15 protein-coding genes are annotated in these 14,972 nt (G+C 35.5%); 9 read left to right on the top strand and 6 right to left on the bottom strand.

Features of this window, described 5'->3' with window-relative positions; all coding sequences use genetic code 11:
• The first annotated feature begins 44 nt into the window (after nucleotides 1–44).
• From Q4503_RS02135 to panC, 5 genes are all read left to right on the top strand, one after another.
• Nucleotides 45–659: a flavin reductase family protein gene (locus Q4503_RS02135; RefSeq protein WP_303601269.1), complete on the top strand. Its 615-nt coding sequence runs from the start codon at nucleotides 45–47 to the stop codon at nucleotides 657–659.
• Between the two features lie 98 nt (nucleotides 660–757).
• Entirely contained in the window at nucleotides 758–2,323 is a 1,566-nt protein-coding gene (pcnB, locus tag Q4503_RS02130) for a polynucleotide adenylyltransferase PcnB (protein ID WP_303601268.1), read from the top strand.
• Nucleotides 2,324–2,331: 8 nt separating this feature from the next.
• On the top strand, nucleotides 2,332–2,832 hold the full coding sequence (folK, locus tag Q4503_RS02125; RefSeq protein WP_215973145.1) for a 2-amino-4-hydroxy-6-hydroxymethyldihydropteridine diphosphokinase: 501 nt from the start codon (nucleotides 2,332–2,334) through the stop codon (nucleotides 2,830–2,832).
• Between the two features lie 109 nt (nucleotides 2,833–2,941).
• Nucleotides 2,942–3,736 carry a 3-methyl-2-oxobutanoate hydroxymethyltransferase gene (gene panB, locus Q4503_RS02120; protein WP_215973144.1) on the top strand — a complete coding sequence of 265 codons (795 nt, stop codon included), beginning with the start codon at nucleotides 2,942–2,944 and terminating at the stop codon, nucleotides 3,734–3,736.
• A 92-nt stretch (nucleotides 3,737–3,828) separates the two neighbouring features.
• Nucleotides 3,829–4,686 (top strand): pantoate--beta-alanine ligase, encoded by an 858-nt coding sequence (gene panC, locus Q4503_RS02115; protein WP_215973143.1) that lies wholly within the window; start codon nucleotides 3,829–3,831, stop codon nucleotides 4,684–4,686.
• A gap of 64 nt (nucleotides 4,687–4,750) precedes the next feature.
• On the opposite strand, the gene panP is transcribed toward panC, so the two are convergent.
• The 4 genes from panP to Q4503_RS02095 all read right to left on the bottom strand — a co-directional run bounded on the left by panP (nucleotide 4,751) and on the right by Q4503_RS02095 (nucleotide 9,194).
• Nucleotides 4,751–6,391: a pyridoxal-dependent aspartate 1-decarboxylase PanP gene (gene panP / locus Q4503_RS02110; RefSeq protein ID WP_215973142.1), complete on the bottom strand. Its 1,641-nt coding sequence runs from the start codon at nucleotides 6,389–6,391 to the stop codon at nucleotides 4,751–4,753.
• A 355-nt stretch (nucleotides 6,392–6,746) separates the two neighbouring features.
• Nucleotides 6,747–7,463 (bottom strand): tRNA (guanosine(46)-N(7))-methyltransferase TrmB, encoded by a 717-nt coding sequence (locus tag Q4503_RS02105; protein WP_215973141.1) that lies wholly within the window; start codon nucleotides 7,461–7,463, stop codon nucleotides 6,747–6,749.
• Between the two features lie 17 nt (nucleotides 7,464–7,480).
• Nucleotides 7,481–8,245 carry an ABC transporter permease gene (locus tag Q4503_RS02100; RefSeq protein WP_215973140.1) on the bottom strand — a complete coding sequence of 255 codons (765 nt, stop codon included), beginning with the start codon at nucleotides 8,243–8,245 and terminating at the stop codon, nucleotides 7,481–7,483.
• Nucleotide 8,246: 1 nt separating this feature from the next.
• Nucleotides 8,247–9,194, bottom strand: a complete 948-nt coding sequence (locus Q4503_RS02095; RefSeq protein ID WP_303601267.1) for an ABC transporter ATP-binding protein — start codon at nucleotides 9,192–9,194, stop codon at nucleotides 8,247–8,249.
• 160 nt (nucleotides 9,195–9,354) lie between these two features.
• On the opposite strand from Q4503_RS02095, the gene Q4503_RS02090 reads away from it, so the two are divergent.
• The 3 genes from Q4503_RS02090 to Q4503_RS02080 all read left to right on the top strand — a co-directional run bounded on the left by Q4503_RS02090 (nucleotide 9,355) and on the right by Q4503_RS02080 (nucleotide 12,173).
• Nucleotides 9,355–10,224 (top strand): 1-acyl-sn-glycerol-3-phosphate acyltransferase, encoded by an 870-nt coding sequence (locus tag Q4503_RS02090; RefSeq protein WP_215973138.1) that lies wholly within the window; start codon nucleotides 9,355–9,357, stop codon nucleotides 10,222–10,224.
• Nucleotides 10,225–10,229: 5 nt separating this feature from the next.
• Nucleotides 10,230–11,129 carry an aldo/keto reductase family oxidoreductase gene (locus Q4503_RS02085; protein ID WP_215973137.1) on the top strand — a complete coding sequence of 300 codons (900 nt, stop codon included), beginning with the start codon at nucleotides 10,230–10,232 and terminating at the stop codon, nucleotides 11,127–11,129.
• Nucleotides 11,130–11,276: 147 nt separating this feature from the next.
• The gene (locus Q4503_RS02080) at nucleotides 11,277–12,173 is read left to right on the top strand and encodes a mechanosensitive ion channel family protein (RefSeq protein ID WP_303601266.1); all 897 of its coding nucleotides are present in this window, start codon (nucleotides 11,277–11,279) and stop codon (nucleotides 12,171–12,173) included.
• A 96-nt stretch (nucleotides 12,174–12,269) separates the two neighbouring features.
• On the opposite strand, the gene Q4503_RS02075 is transcribed toward Q4503_RS02080, so the two are convergent.
• Nucleotides 12,270–12,803, bottom strand: coding sequence for a DUF2780 domain-containing protein (locus Q4503_RS02075; RefSeq protein ID WP_215973136.1), 534 nt, complete (start codon nucleotides 12,801–12,803; stop codon nucleotides 12,270–12,272).
• A gap of 425 nt (nucleotides 12,804–13,228) precedes the next feature.
• Between Q4503_RS02075 and Q4503_RS02070 the strand changes: the two genes are divergently transcribed.
• Nucleotides 13,229–14,215 carry a glucokinase gene (locus Q4503_RS02070; protein ID WP_215973135.1) on the top strand — a complete coding sequence of 329 codons (987 nt, stop codon included), beginning with the start codon at nucleotides 13,229–13,231 and terminating at the stop codon, nucleotides 14,213–14,215.
• A gap of 150 nt (nucleotides 14,216–14,365) precedes the next feature.
• Here the strand turns inward: Q4503_RS02070 and efp are convergent, their stop codons facing one another.
• Nucleotides 14,366–14,938 (bottom strand): elongation factor P, encoded by a 573-nt coding sequence (efp, locus tag Q4503_RS02065; protein ID WP_215973134.1) that lies wholly within the window; start codon nucleotides 14,936–14,938, stop codon nucleotides 14,366–14,368.
• Between the last annotated feature and the right edge of the window lie 34 nt (nucleotides 14,939–14,972).

Genomic DNA, 14,972 nt, shown 5'->3' with positions numbered 1-14,972 from the left:
CTGATACAACGAATATTTACCTTAATAAAAACATGGACTCATATATGAATTTTGACTTTTCAGCTTTCAGCGCAAACCAACGCTATCATTTAATGACACAAACCATCATTCCTCGCCCGATTGCGTGGGCCTTAACTGATTCAGGTAATGGTTCATTTAATCTAGCGCCCTTTTCTTACTTTACTGCAGTATCTAGTGCACCTCCTATTTTAATGTTATCAGTAGGTAAAAAACCTAATGGCGATGATAAAGATACTTTAACTAACATTATTAAAAATAAAAAAGTCGTGATTCACATTGCTTCAGAACAACATGCTAGCTTAGTTACACAAACCGCACAAACATTAGCGCATGGTGAATCGGAGCTTACTGATGCAGGAATAAAAACTACTGAGTTTGCTAATTTTTCCCTACCAAGAATTGCACAATGCGACATTGCTTACGGTTGTGAGTTATATGAAATAAAACCGTTAGGTGATGTACCACAAAGCTTAATTTTTGTTGAAGTTAAGCAAGTCTATATTAATGATAACGTCGTTGATGTTGATGAAAAGCAACGAATCAAAGTACATGCCGATAAAATTCAGCCATTAGCTCGTCTTGGTGGTGCTGAATACGCAACGATTAATAATCCTTTTGAGATTAGTAGACCCAAATAATATTAATGTAGTAATTGATATAGCGATAATAAATATCTAAGTGCTACCTTATTGCCTATGCCTTTGGCATTAATATTATCACTTAAGGTAGCATTGATATGATAGTTAAAGCAGTTGTAAATAAAAAACAGCTGCTTTCTCATTCTCTTTGTTACAAGTTTGTTATATCATTACATGTATCTAATAAGATAATTTTTCATATACTTCCTACTCTTAATAAAAGGTTTGCGATTATCAAACGCGTCATTAATTTATGTAAAAAGGTTTTTACTAAAAATACCAGTAAAAAAGCTATCGTTAACAATCACGTCACAACACTCGAACAACCCATTGTACTTACACGTGATCAACATCCAGTATCTCGCCAATTAATTAGCCCAAATGCGCTTAAAGTATTATATCGGCTAAACAAAGGCGGTTTTGATGCTTATCTTGTTGGTGGTGGTGTTCGCGATATTTTATTGGGTCAAAAACCTAAAGACTTTGATATTGCAACCAATGCTACGCCTGACGAAATTAAAGGCTTATTTAGAAACTGTCGTTTAATAGGTCGCCGGTTTCGACTAGCGCATATTGTTTTTGGTCGAGAAATCATTGAGGTCGCCACCTTTCGAGGGCACCACGACAGTGAAGGTCAAAAAGGAAAGGACAGTACCAAAACCTCGAAACAAAACGATGATGGTATGTTATTACGTGACAATATTTACGGCACCATTGATGAAGATGCTGAACGTAGAGATTTCACCATCAACGCACTTTATTACTCATCTAAAGATTTTAAAGTCTTAGATTTCGCGAATGGTGTAAAAGATGTAGAAGACAAAGTTATCCGTTTAATTGGCGATCCAGAAACTCGTTACAGAGAAGATCCAGTACGCATGCTTCGTGCTATCCGTTTTGCCACTAAGCTAGATATGAAAATAGCTAAAGAAACTCAGCAACCAATTACAGAGCTGGCACCATTAATGGCAAATATTCCTGCTGCTAGAATGTTTGAAGAGTTTTTAAAAATGTTTATTTCGGGCAAAGCCGTTGCTAACTATAAACAATTACGTAAATACCAATTATTTGGTTTTTTCTTTCCTGCAGTTAATCTAGCATTAGATAATCACTCAGAAGGCAATAGCGAGCAACTAGAACGCTTCATTATTCAAGCAATGACAAATACAGATAACCGTATTAATAATGATCAACGTGTAACACCTGCATTTTTATTTGCAGCCATGCTTTGGTATTCATTACAGAACTATATTCGTCAGATAAATGCTAATCGCCAATTATCACCTCAAGATGCATTTTTTGCTGCTTTAAGCGAAATAATGCCTGAGCAGCAGCAAAGCATCGCTATTCCTAAGCGTTTTCAAAGTGTCATGAAAGACATCTGGATTTTACAAGAGAAATTAGAACGTCGAGAAGGTAAAAAAGCATTCAAAACTTTTGAACACCCTAAGTTTAGAGCAGGATACGACTTTCTCTTGTTACGTGCTGAAGTTGAAAAAGACAATGGGCACTTAACCGAGTTATCAAAATGGTGGACTGACTTTCAAAATGTTAGTCATGAAGCTCAAGAACAAATGGTTAAAGGAATCAAAAGCTCATCAGGAGCGAAAAGACGTACGCCAAGAAAACGACGTAAACCGACTAACCAAGCTACTGTTGACTAATAATACTCATGACAACGACATCAACTATTGCTTATATTGGCTTAGGTAGTAATTTATCTGAGCCAATAGAACAAGTTAAAAATGCAATTAAAGCAATTAGAAAAATAACACAAAGCAGTATTCTTTCGGTTTCTTCTTTATACCTTAGCAAACCGATGGGCCCTCAAGATCAAGATAACTATATTAATGCTGTTTTAAGCCTTGAAACGTCACTATCGCCTATTGAATTATTAGACGCTTTACAAGCTATTGAAAATGAATTTGGCAGAGTACGTAAAGAAAACCGTTGGGGTGCCCGCATTTTAGATCTAGACATCCTGTTATTTGGCAATCAAGTTATCAATTCTGAACGCTTAGTCATACCTCACTATGGTATGACCGAACGTGAATTTGTTTTAATACCATTAGCTGAAATCTCCCCTTTATTACAATTACCTAATGGCCAAAACATATCTTCTCTAAGTCAAAACATTTCTGTCAATTCAATGATAAAACTAAGCGAATACTAGCGGATCATTGCAGTTGAAAAATATTTGTGCGAAAGTAGCGCGATTGAGTCAAGGCTCAGCTTAACTAACAACCCAAACCAATTAACTCAACAGATGAATTGAGAACTATATGGCTAAAATAACCACATCTACCTTGTTAAAAATGAAACAACAAGGCGAAAAAATTTCAACTATCACCGCTTATGATGCAAGTTTTGCTCAGCTTTTCGATCAAGCAGGTATTCACGCTATCTTAATTGGCGATTCATTGGGCATGGTCCTTCAAGGACGAGATGATACTCTGCCTGTCACTATTGACCACATGGTTTACCATACTGAATGTGTTAAACGAGGTGCAGAAAATACACTTATTATTGGTGATATGCCTTTTATGACCTACGCCACCACAGAGCAAGCATTAACCAATGCAACAAAGTTAATGCAAGCTGGTGCTAGTATGGTAAAAATGGAAGGTGGCACTTGGTTAGCCAGCACTATAAAAGCTTTAGTTGAACGTGGTATTCCTGTTTGTGCTCATTTAGGCTTAACACCACAATCTGTCAATGTTTTTGGTGGCTTTAAAGTACAAGGTCGTAGTGATGAACACGCAAAGATAATGATTGAAGACGCTTTGGCGCTTGAAGCCGCGGGTGCACAATTATTAGTACTAGAATGCATCCCTGCCCCACTTGGCAAAGCCATTTCTGCAGCTGTATCAATTCCCACTATTGGTATTGGAGCAGGTAAAGATACCGATGGACAAATATTAGTTATGCATGATGCTTTAGGTATTTCTTGTAGTTATATGCCTAAATTCTCTCGAAATTTCATCAAAGAAACTGGCGATATTAAAAAAGCGATTGAGCTTTATATCAGCGAAGTATCTAATGGAAATTTTCCAGGTGAAGAACATATTTTTAAATAACTAGTCGATATAGACAGGTATCAAAGCGAAAGAATTACAATCCAAATGTTGGCGTAATTCAAAATTTCCATACTGATATTTAAGAGAATACCATGAACACTGTTGAAAATATTAAAGATCTAAGAGAACAAGTCAAAGCGTGGCGCATGCAAGGTTTAACAATAGCATTTGTACCAACAATGGGGAATTTGCATGACGGTCACCTAGCTTTAGTAAAAGCCGCTCATAAACATGCTGATAAAGTCATTGTTAGTATTTTTGTTAATCCTATGCAGTTTGGTTTAAGTGAGGATATTGATAATTATCCTAGAACTTTGGCACAAGATAAAGAAAGCTTACTCAAGGTAAACACTGACTTATTGTTCACACCTACAGCTGATGTTATTTATCCTAAAGGTTTTGGTGAAAATAGCTATGTAGAAGTCCCTAATATCTCAGATTTATATTGTGGTGCCAGCCGTCCAGGACATTTCCGTGGCGTAGCCACCGTTGTTTGTAAGCTGTTTAATTTAGTCCAACCTGATGTTGCCTGTTTTGGCTCTAAAGATTATCAACAACTGCAAGTGATTCAAACAATGGTTGAAGATTTATCTATGCCTGTTGACATTATTCCTGTGGAAATAATTCGTGAGAAATCTGGTCTAGCAATGAGTTCACGCAATGGTTACCTAACACCAGAAGAGCTCATAATAGCACCGGTATTATACAAAACCTTATTATGGTTAAGCGAAGCATTACAAGCCGGACATCAAGCTAGAGACTATGCCGTATTGCTAATGCAAGCAAGTGAAAAACTTGATAAAGCTGGCTTAAAAACTGACTATATTAATTTATGTCATGCACAAACATTAGCACCAGCCTCACCAAACGATAAAAATATTGTTATTTTAGCTGCGGCCTATTTAGGTAAAGCAAGACTAATTGATAATTTACCAGTTAAACTATCATAAAAAAACTACAATCATTTACAGTAACAAGACAACCGATATCAGCTCATCAATATCAAGCCAGAGATTAGTTGTCTTTTACTAAATCAAATAATTTAGGTAATAATATTTCACTTTCTTGCGCCAATTTGCATTGCTCTGCAAGAATATCACGTAAATTGCTTTTTCTTGTTAATGGGTTAGCTAGGACAACACGGAAAACAATCACTTTTTCGCCGCCATAACGAGCGACTTGAATACGCGTTCTCGACACAAAGGAGTGACCATCTTCACGTTGACGTTTTTGAATAAACTGTGTCAGCTCACCTAAAATAACATTAATTTCTTTCTGCTTAGTTTCATCAACTTGAGATAGCAAAAGCTGTACTGATTTAGGTACATAACGATAAGTTAATAAACATAATTCTGGTTTTGTAATCAATTCGAAGTCATCATGCTGATGAATAATCTCGGCAAAATATTCTGCTTTTTCAATGGCCTGATTGATCAACATTTCATAGCCTGGTCGACTAATAATATGTAAGCTTGAATAAACAAGCATCGCCATTCCTGCCCGAGAGCCTTCTAAGGTGTGACTACCTAAATCTTTTGAACCTTTTCGTAAAATATACTCCGCATGATGTTCGATTTCTTCAACAGATGAAGGATCTTTAAATAACACCATCCCTACTCCCATAGGTACATACATTTGCTTATGCGCATCAATCGTAACTGAATCGGCATGTTCAATACCAGCAAGGATATGTCGATGTTTATTCGATAATAAGGTTGCGCCACCCCACGCGGCATCCACATGAAAATAGCATCCGTGTTGTTTAGCAATTGCAGCCATTTCATTTAAAGGATCTACATTACCAGTTTCAGTTGTGCCCGCAATACCAACGATGGCTAGTACTTTAATATTCAGCTTCTGTAGTTCTTCGCATTTTTCTGCTAGTTTTTGACAATTTATTTTATTATTTTCATCAGTTTCAATGGCAATAACGCTATCTTGCCCAATACCGAGTATATCGGCCGACTTTTTCAAAGAATAATGACCACGTTCTGAGACAAGAATAACTAAACCTTGATAGCCATAATGTTGTAGGCCTGCAAATAAGCCTGAACGAGTAATTCCTTTAAAACTACCCTCAGCCTTAAGTAACTTATTACGAGCGACCCAGAGTGCTGTAATATTAGCAACAGTACCACCAGAGCAAAAAGCGCCTAGCGAATGTTCTGCGCTATGCATCCAAGCTTGATAAAAGCTTTCACTTTCTTTGTACACTAAATTGTGCATCATACCGACGACTTGTCGCTCTAACGGCGTGAAGGCTTTAGATGTTTCTACTTTTACTAAGTTCTGATTAAGACCCACCATCAACTTAGATAAAGGTAAAATAAAAGAAGGTAAAGCTGAAGTCATATGACCGATAAAAGTCGGACTAGCAGTATGAACTGATTGTGACACTAACTTATCTAATAAGTGGTGCATATGATCAGAAACGAACTCTGGCTGCTCAGGAATAAGCGGGCAGACAAAATCTTGCTCAATATCCGTTAACGCATTTTTACTCGCCACTATATGGTTATTCAAAAAGCCGAGCAGGTTTTGAGATATTTCTTGCTCAATGCGCCCTAAAGTAGAATCGGGTTTCTCCGCAAGGGTAAAAATCCGATGTAAGGCTGCTGGTGTAGCTTGGGCGGTACGCTTGGGCGTCGTAGTCATACGAGTTCATTCAAAAGTATAGATATTTAAGTGGTGAACTTTAATAAAAAAATGGCTAAATGTCTTCTTTTTTCTGAATAATGCAAAGCAGCAGTAGCGATTACCAGTTAACTAATTAATGTACTCACATAAATTAATCCAACCTGTACCAACATAACTAACATCGTTATTATCATTAAGATTTTATTTTTCATCGCTTTCATCATCACTTCCTTAAAATGCCTTTATATTCATAAGAGCAATCAATTGTTATGCCATAAAAATAAGCGATTGATTTAAAAGGAATTATAAATATTATGATTATCTGCTACATAAAATAATAGTGAAAAAAGCCATAAAATAGTTATTTTAATACTTAACGAGTAAAAGATAATTGCCAACAAATTTGACCACTTGCTTGATATTTAGCTTCAAATGGAGTCAATGGTTGCTCATCTATTTCCAAAGCAGAAATATCTCCAATTAAGTCCACATGATTAGCTGCTTGTTGGAACTCTTCTAAATATAATCGCCAATTACTACGTAAAATAATTTCTTTACCAAGGCTAATCAAGGTTGGAAATACCGCACTACCATGCCAACGGCGTTGCAAATGCTTTGATTTTGGCCAAGGATTAGGATACAAAATATAATGTTTACTGATAGGCCAATTAGCCACTTTCACCAAACGATAGAAATCATTTAAATCAGCTCTTACCAACTGAAAGTTCTCTGCTTGATAGCCATTTATAGCATCAAACCCCTTAACATTACGCTCTATACGACTCGATGACTTATCGACGCCAATCACTAATGCATCAGGATTTAATGATGCAAGTAGACGCGTACTTTGTCCAACACCACAACAAGAATCAAGAATCACTTTGCCATCAGGATTACCTTCAATATAAGCTTTAACTCGTTCATTAATATCATCAAAGGCTTTTTGAGTATGAACTTGATACGGTTTTTGAAAAGGATGAGTCAAATGCCTTTGCACCACTTCATCAAGCTTTTCATGTATACCACTTTGATTAGTGGTAATCGCTTTAGAGTCACCAGCAAGCTCATCTATTTTTGTATTTTCTTTCATAATAATAACTATGCTCTTTAACTTCTTAAGCCTATACCTTTATTAATTAACGTCATTGCAATAGCAAATAAAGTAACGATAAAAAAACCGATGACCATAAAAGCGGTACCTATGCTCACATCAGTAACACCTAAAAATCCATATCTAAAAGCATTTACCATATAAACAATGGGGTTAACTTGAGAAACACCTTGCCAAAATTCAGGCAGTAAACTAATGGAATAAAACACACCGCCAAGATATGTCAACGGCGTTAAAATAAAAGTTGGAATAATCGAAATATCATCAAACGTTCTAGCAAAAATAGCATTAATTAAGCCGCCTAAAGCAAAGGTTGCCGATGTTAGCGTAACCGTTGCAACAATTACCCACACATTGTGAATTTGTATATCAACAAATAATAATGATACTAAGGTAACAATTAAGCCAACCAAAATGCCACGAGCCATGCCGCCGCCAACATATCCAGCGACAATAACCCAATTAGGTACAGGAGCGACTAACATTTCTTCAACATTACGCTGCCATTTAGCACTAAAAAAAGATGATGCTACATTCGAATATGAGTTTGTAATGACACTCATCATAATCAAGCCTGGTACAATAAATGACATATAATCAACGCCGCCCATATCACCTATACGAGATCCTATAAGCGAACCAAAAATAATAAAATAAAGGCTAATGGTGATTGCTGGTGGTACTAAAGTTTGTACCCAAATACGCATAAAGCGTTGAGTTTCTTTATTCAAAATGCTTTTTAAGGCAATAGAGTTGTTCATGTTATTTAGCCTCTTTCTTGGTGCTATTATTCGTAATTAAGTTAACAAATAAAGCTTCTAATCGATTACTCTTATTGCGCATACTTAATACTTCCACATTTTGAGCAGATAATTGCTCAAAAACTGAATTCAACGTTTGTTTTTTCTGTAAATCAATTTCTAACGTACTATCATCAATCCTGCGAGAGCTAATACCGTTAAGGGCAATCTCACTTTTAAAGGGGAGTAAATCTAACACAAAGGTTTCACCATCTAATTGTGCTAACAAGCTTTTCATACTGGTATTTTCAACAATTTTTCCACCATCAATAATCGCGATATTACGGCACAAACTTTCGGCTTCTTCCAAATAATGAGTCGTTAAAATAATCGTAATGCCTTGCTCATTAAGTTGCTGCAAGAAATCCCACATGCCTCGACGAATTTCTATATCTACACCAGCGGTTGGCTCATCTAAGATCAGCATTTGTGGCTCATGCATTAAAGCACGAACAATCATCAATCGTCGTTTCATACCGCCAGATAACTCACGCCCAGCAGAGTTACGTTTATCCCATAATTCTAATTGCTTCAAATATTTTTCAGCACGAACTAAAGCCGTTTTTTTATCAACACCATAATAACCTGCTTGGTTAACTAAAATATTAATAAGTGGCTCAAACTGGTTAAAATTAAATTCTTGCGGTACTAAGCCAATAAATGACTTTGCTTTTTCTAGGTCGGTATCTATATCATACCCATATACTTTTACTTGGCCTTGAGTTTTATTCACCAAAGAAGTGATCACACCTATGGTGGTAGATTTACCAGCACCATTAGGGCCAAGTAGTGCAAAAAAATCGCCTTGTTTAACCGTTAAATCAATCCCTTTTAACGCTTGAAAACCGCCTTTATAGGTTTTTACAAGGGAGCTTATATGCAAAGCATTAGTTTCTACTGCATTGGTCATGGTAATACCTTAAGGATTAATGATGAAACGTAAATAGATAAAGACACTAAATATGGTGTTAATAATCGTAAATTCAACCGTGGCATAAATCTATTAGAAAATAAAAAATCAATGCTATAATAATATTCACTATTTTCATACATCCTTCTGATGTGACTCCATGACTAACAAAGCCCTATCAATTCGCAAAAAAACTATTTTTGACGGCATATTTACTAAATACTTTTTAAAATATTTATTTAAATTATGGTTTACATTAGCGGGTTGGAAAATATGTAAAGTAGCGCCAGAAGGTGCAGGGGTAGCAATAGCTGCACCGCACACGTCAAATTGGGATTTTGTTTATGCGCTTGGGGCCGCTATATTACAAGATGTAAAAATCTACTTTTCAATAAAAGACAGTTTATGTAAAACACCTATTTTAGGCACCTTATTAATGTGGTTAGGTGCGATGCCAATAAATAGAACGTCACAAGGTCAAGGGCAAGTTGATCAAATAAAAGCATTTATTGATTCTCAAAAAGGCAATAGAGTATTTTTTCTTTTCACACCAGAAGGTACTCGTGGCACGGTAACTAAATGGAAAACAGGTTTTTATCATGTTGCTCAAGGCTGTAATTTACCTATTTTTCTCGCTAAAGTAGATTATCAAACTAAAGAGACGGGTGTTTTTCATACTTTTCAATTAACCGATAATAAAGATGATGATATTCAAGCAATACAAGCATCCTATAAAAGTATCCATGGAAAGTTTATTAAAGATCAGTACCCGCCATATAGCGGGCAACTGCCGCTAATTTCTGAATCTGAAATTGCTATTATTCGAGCATTATACTCACTTAAAGGCGTAGCGACTGAGATGGAAATTAATACTAAGGCCAAATTAACTGAACTTTCAAAAACTATGTTTGCCTTATTGGTAGAAAAAGGATTATTAGAAAAACAATTGGTAAACGATGAAAGCACTTATCAACTGACTTTTGCTGGTAAGGGATATTTTTTACACTTAACACCAAACGTTCACCACTAATAAAGATGAAAATTCAACAAATATCAAAATTATCAACAACGGGCTCTTCTCGTCTTATTTACGGTTGCATGCGTATTGCCGGTGACAACTCAGCTAATGATCGTGCAAAAGGTAAATTAGCTATTCATACCGCCATTGACAATAACTACAATCACTTTGACCATGCCGATATATATGGTGATGGTGAATGCGAAAGTTTATTTGGCGAGGTATTAAAAGAATCGCCAAACTTACGTAATAATATAATAATCACTTCAAAGGCAGGTATTAGACGAAACCCTCAACGTTATGACTTCTCGTCAAACTATCTTACGAACAGTGTAGAAAACTCGTTAAAACGCCTTAATACTGACTATTTAGATCTCTTTCTACTACATCGTCCTGATTATTTGTTTAACGCTCAAGATGTAGCTGAAACGTTTATCCAATTAAAATCTAGCGGTAAAGTAAAGCATTTTGGTGTTAGTAACTTCTCGCCTTCGCAAGTAGCTTTATTACAATCAGCGTTAGATGACCCTTTATTAGTGAATCAAATAGAAATCAATATTCATAATATTAGCAGTTTTTCAGATGGCACCTTAGATCAATGCCAACAATTAGGCATAACACCTATTGCATGGTGCCCTCTTGGAGGTGTTGCTTATCCTGCATGGGGAAATACATTTTCAACTGCTGACGAGCAACGAATCAAAGCTGAATTATCACAACAAGCTTTAAAATATAACTGCCAACCATGGCAACTTATTTTAGCTTGGCTATTAAAACATCCTGCTAGTATTTATCCTATTATAGGCTCCACCACAGCTGAACGTATCATTGTTGCACAAAAATCACAGGAATTAGATTACAGTCATATAGACTGGTATCGTTTACTCGAGGCGAGAAATGGTCAAGCACTTCCCTAACAAAATAATGACTTAAGTTACGCTTATTTAATTACTCCAAATAATTAATTTTATGTTCTTTTCTTTTAGCTTAATATAAAAATACGTTATTATTCTGTTTATACTATGCAGATAAATTGCTGCTCTATCATATATTAAGGAATATTTGTGTTTACCACTCAACTTGCTGACACGACAGAAAAAGTCACTACCGCGCTTAACCCCACTAATTTATTAAAAGATGAAATAAATCAAGTCGCGAATATATACAACATTATTATTGAGTTCTTTACCAATTACAGTTTTCAACTTATTGGCGCACTAATTGTTTTTATTATTGGTTATATCCTTGCGGGTAAAATAGCTAAATGGGTATTAAAACTCTGTCTTAAAAATAAATTAGATATAACCCTAAGCCAATTTTTATCTAATACCTCAAAAATGATAATTGTGGTAATGATAACCATTGTAGCCTTAAGTAAACTTGGTATTAGTGTGACGCCATTTGTAGCTGCTATTGGTGCTGTTTCTTTAGGTGCTGGCTTAGCTTTACAAGGTTTACTAGCTAACTACGCGGCTGGCTTTAATATTATTATTATTAGACCTTTCGTGGTCGGTGATACCATAACCGTGCACGGTGTTACAGGGGTCGTTGAAGAAGTACTCTTAGCTTATACTGTATTAAAAAATGAAGATGATGTGATCATTACCGTACCGAATAAACATATTGTTGGCGAAATACTACATAACTCCAAAAATGACTCATTACTTGAATTAAAAGTTGGAATTTCATATGAGCATAACCCTTTAGAAGTTGCAGAATTACTGAAAAAAACCATGATGTCACTTGATATCATTGGCGATAGCAACAAACTACAAGTAGGTATTGATGAATTTTCTGACAGCGCGATTACATTAGGTATTCGTTTATGGACACCAACCATCAACCTTTACGAGTCAAAATATAAAGCTTATGCGAGTATATATTCCGCATTAGATGACGCTAATATCAACATTCCATTCCCGCAACGTGATGTACATATTCATCAAGTTGAATCAAAGTAGCTAACTAGCAACACGAAAATATAAAAAAACCGATATTCTTTAACAAAAATATCGGTTTTTTATTTTAAAATAGTAGACTAAAAAGATTAACAAGGCTTATAAAAAGTTTAACCCTTGTTTCAATATTCCTGCAGCATTACCATAACCGTTACTATCTAAATAACTAGTAACTGTACTGATCATAAGCGGAAGGCTTTCTTTTGGAATACCTAAACTTTCAAAAGCTGAATCTAAATAGCTCGCACTTTGTGCTGTTTTAGACGCTTTACTATCACCTAATAACGAAGTAATCGCTGAGGTTGAAAATGATGGTGCTTGGTCGATATAGCTACTTATATCCGGTATCGCTGTACTTAACTCTGAAAAGTTTTCTGTTGTTAAGTTATCTTGTGCAACTTTAAAAATAGACGCTAAACCACCACTAACCATTGCTTCAGACATACCAAGCTCAGTTGCGGCATAAGTTGTTAACGCATTTTTTGCCATATCTGTAGCAGCATTCTTAGCGATATCAGTTGCTGAATTACTTTCCGATAACTTACTTGTTAACGAATCAGGTAATTTAATAGCTGAAGCAGGCATGGCTAAGCTACTTAGTGCTACAGATAATAAAATGATACTTGCTTTCATAATTAAAAATTCCTTGGATAAACTTGATAATATAGTTAACTTAGATTAACACACTGTTAACCTAAGTTAACAGTAATAATACATTCGTTGCAACAATTATAAAATAGTATAATTTACTTCAACAACTATCTGGATATATCAACGAAAACTTCCAACCATGAGTACATTTTTTATCAGGAACATTACACGCTAATACCAGCAAAAATAGGCATGGTCACGCAAACAATAACATAGTATTCTCATTTGTTAGACACGTTAAAGTTAGCAAAATGTCTTATAATTTCCTGTACTAAACTCAGTAATAAAACTTTTATAGGAAATAAATTTATTAAAATGGGTATTATTCGATAAACATTGAAAAACACTAATGGTAATTAATATATCAACCGTTAACGTTAATCATAGATAATTAGGCAAAAGTAGACATGAATAATAATGATAAAAAAATAGTTAATTTAATTGCCGATATTGGCGGCACTAATATTCGTTTAGCACAAGCTAATGCACAAAGTGAATCTCAATATACAGATATAGAAACGTATCAATGCGCTAAATTTGCGAGTTTAATCGATGTTATTGCACTATATATTAAAAACAAAAATATTGCTGGCACCTGTATAAATGCTTGTTTAGCAATTGCTTGTCCCACAGATAAAGACATTATTTCAATGACAAATTTACCGTGGGAATTTTCACAAAAAGAGCTAATAGCAGCGCTTAACCTAAATAGTTTAACCATGATAAATGACTATACAGCTATTGCCATGGCAATTCCGCTATTAAATGATAATCAAAAAGTTAAAATTGGCGGTGGTGCAACAGTAGCTCAAATGCCTATTGCGGTATGCGGACCTGGTACAGGTTTAGGTGTTGCGCACATAGTACCAATATCCTCAAATGGAAAGAGTCAATGGCATTGTTTCAGCGGTGAAGGTGGTCATGTAGATTTTGCCGCCGTTGATGAACTTGAGATACAAATTTTACAACATTTAAAAAAGAACTTAGCACGAGTTTCTTATGAACAGTTATTGTCTGGTTACGGCTTAGAGCAAATTCATCAAGCAATTATTGCAATTAACGGTCAAGATAAGGTGCACCTTTCCGCTGCTGAAATTAGCCAACAAGCAGTATCTGGTAAATGTTCGGTGTGTGAACAAGCATTAACGCAGTTTTGTAAAGTCTTAGGCAGCTTCGCGGGTAACTTAGCCTTAACATTAAATTGCCAAGGAGGAGTATATATTGCAGGGGGGATTGCACCACGTTTTATTGACTTCATTAAAAACAGTGATTTTAGAACTCGTTTTGAAGCAAAAGGACGTTTATCGAATATACCGAAGCAAACACCTACCTATATTATTACTGAACCACAGCCAGGTTTACTTGGTGCTGCAGCATTATTACTTCAAAGATAAAACGTTAATCCTGCCAATCACTACCGAGTATTAGTAAAAATTCTAAGCAAAAAAGTCCAAATAATATTATTTGGACTTTTTCATATTTATATTGTGCTCGTTACTTAAATAACGCAGCTGCAAGCCGATAACTCATTTATATTAGTTAAATTATTTAGCTGTTGCTCGTGATACATATTCTCCTGAACGTGTATCTATTCTTACTTTTTCACCAATTTGTACAAATAAAGGAACACGAACTACTGCACCTGTTGATAACGTTGCTGGTTTTCCGCCAGTGCCTGCAGTATCGCCCTTTAAGCCAGGATCAGTTTCAGTAATGTCTATTTCAACAAAGTTTTGAGGTGTTACTGAAATAGGTGAATTATTCCATAGTGTAATAGTACAAATATCACCTTCAACTAACCATTTAGTTGTATCAGATACAGCTTTTTCATCCGCCGCAATTTGTTCGAATGTCTCGTTATTCATAAAGTGCCAAAATTCACCATCAGCATATAAATAAGCAAGTTCAACATCCATTACATCAGCGCCTTCAACCGACTCACCTGATTTAAATGTTTTCTCTAATACTTTATCTGATACTAGTTTGCGAATTTTTACACGATTGAATGCTTGACCTTTACCCGGCTTAACCAATTCGTTTTCAAGAATATTACATGGTTCGCCATCAAGCATGATTTTAAGTCCAGCTTTAAACTGGTTAGTACTGAAATTAGCCATAAGTGTGCTCTTTAATTAATTGTCCATTACCTTC

Origin of the sequence: Colwellia sp. 6_MG-2023 (assembly GCF_030547765.1) — a bacterium.
Taxonomy (GTDB): Bacteria; Pseudomonadota; Gammaproteobacteria; order Enterobacterales; family Alteromonadaceae; genus Colwellia.
The sequence above is the reverse complement of the archived record's forward strand: the minus strand, read 5'-3'. Positions and strand labels throughout refer to the sequence as shown.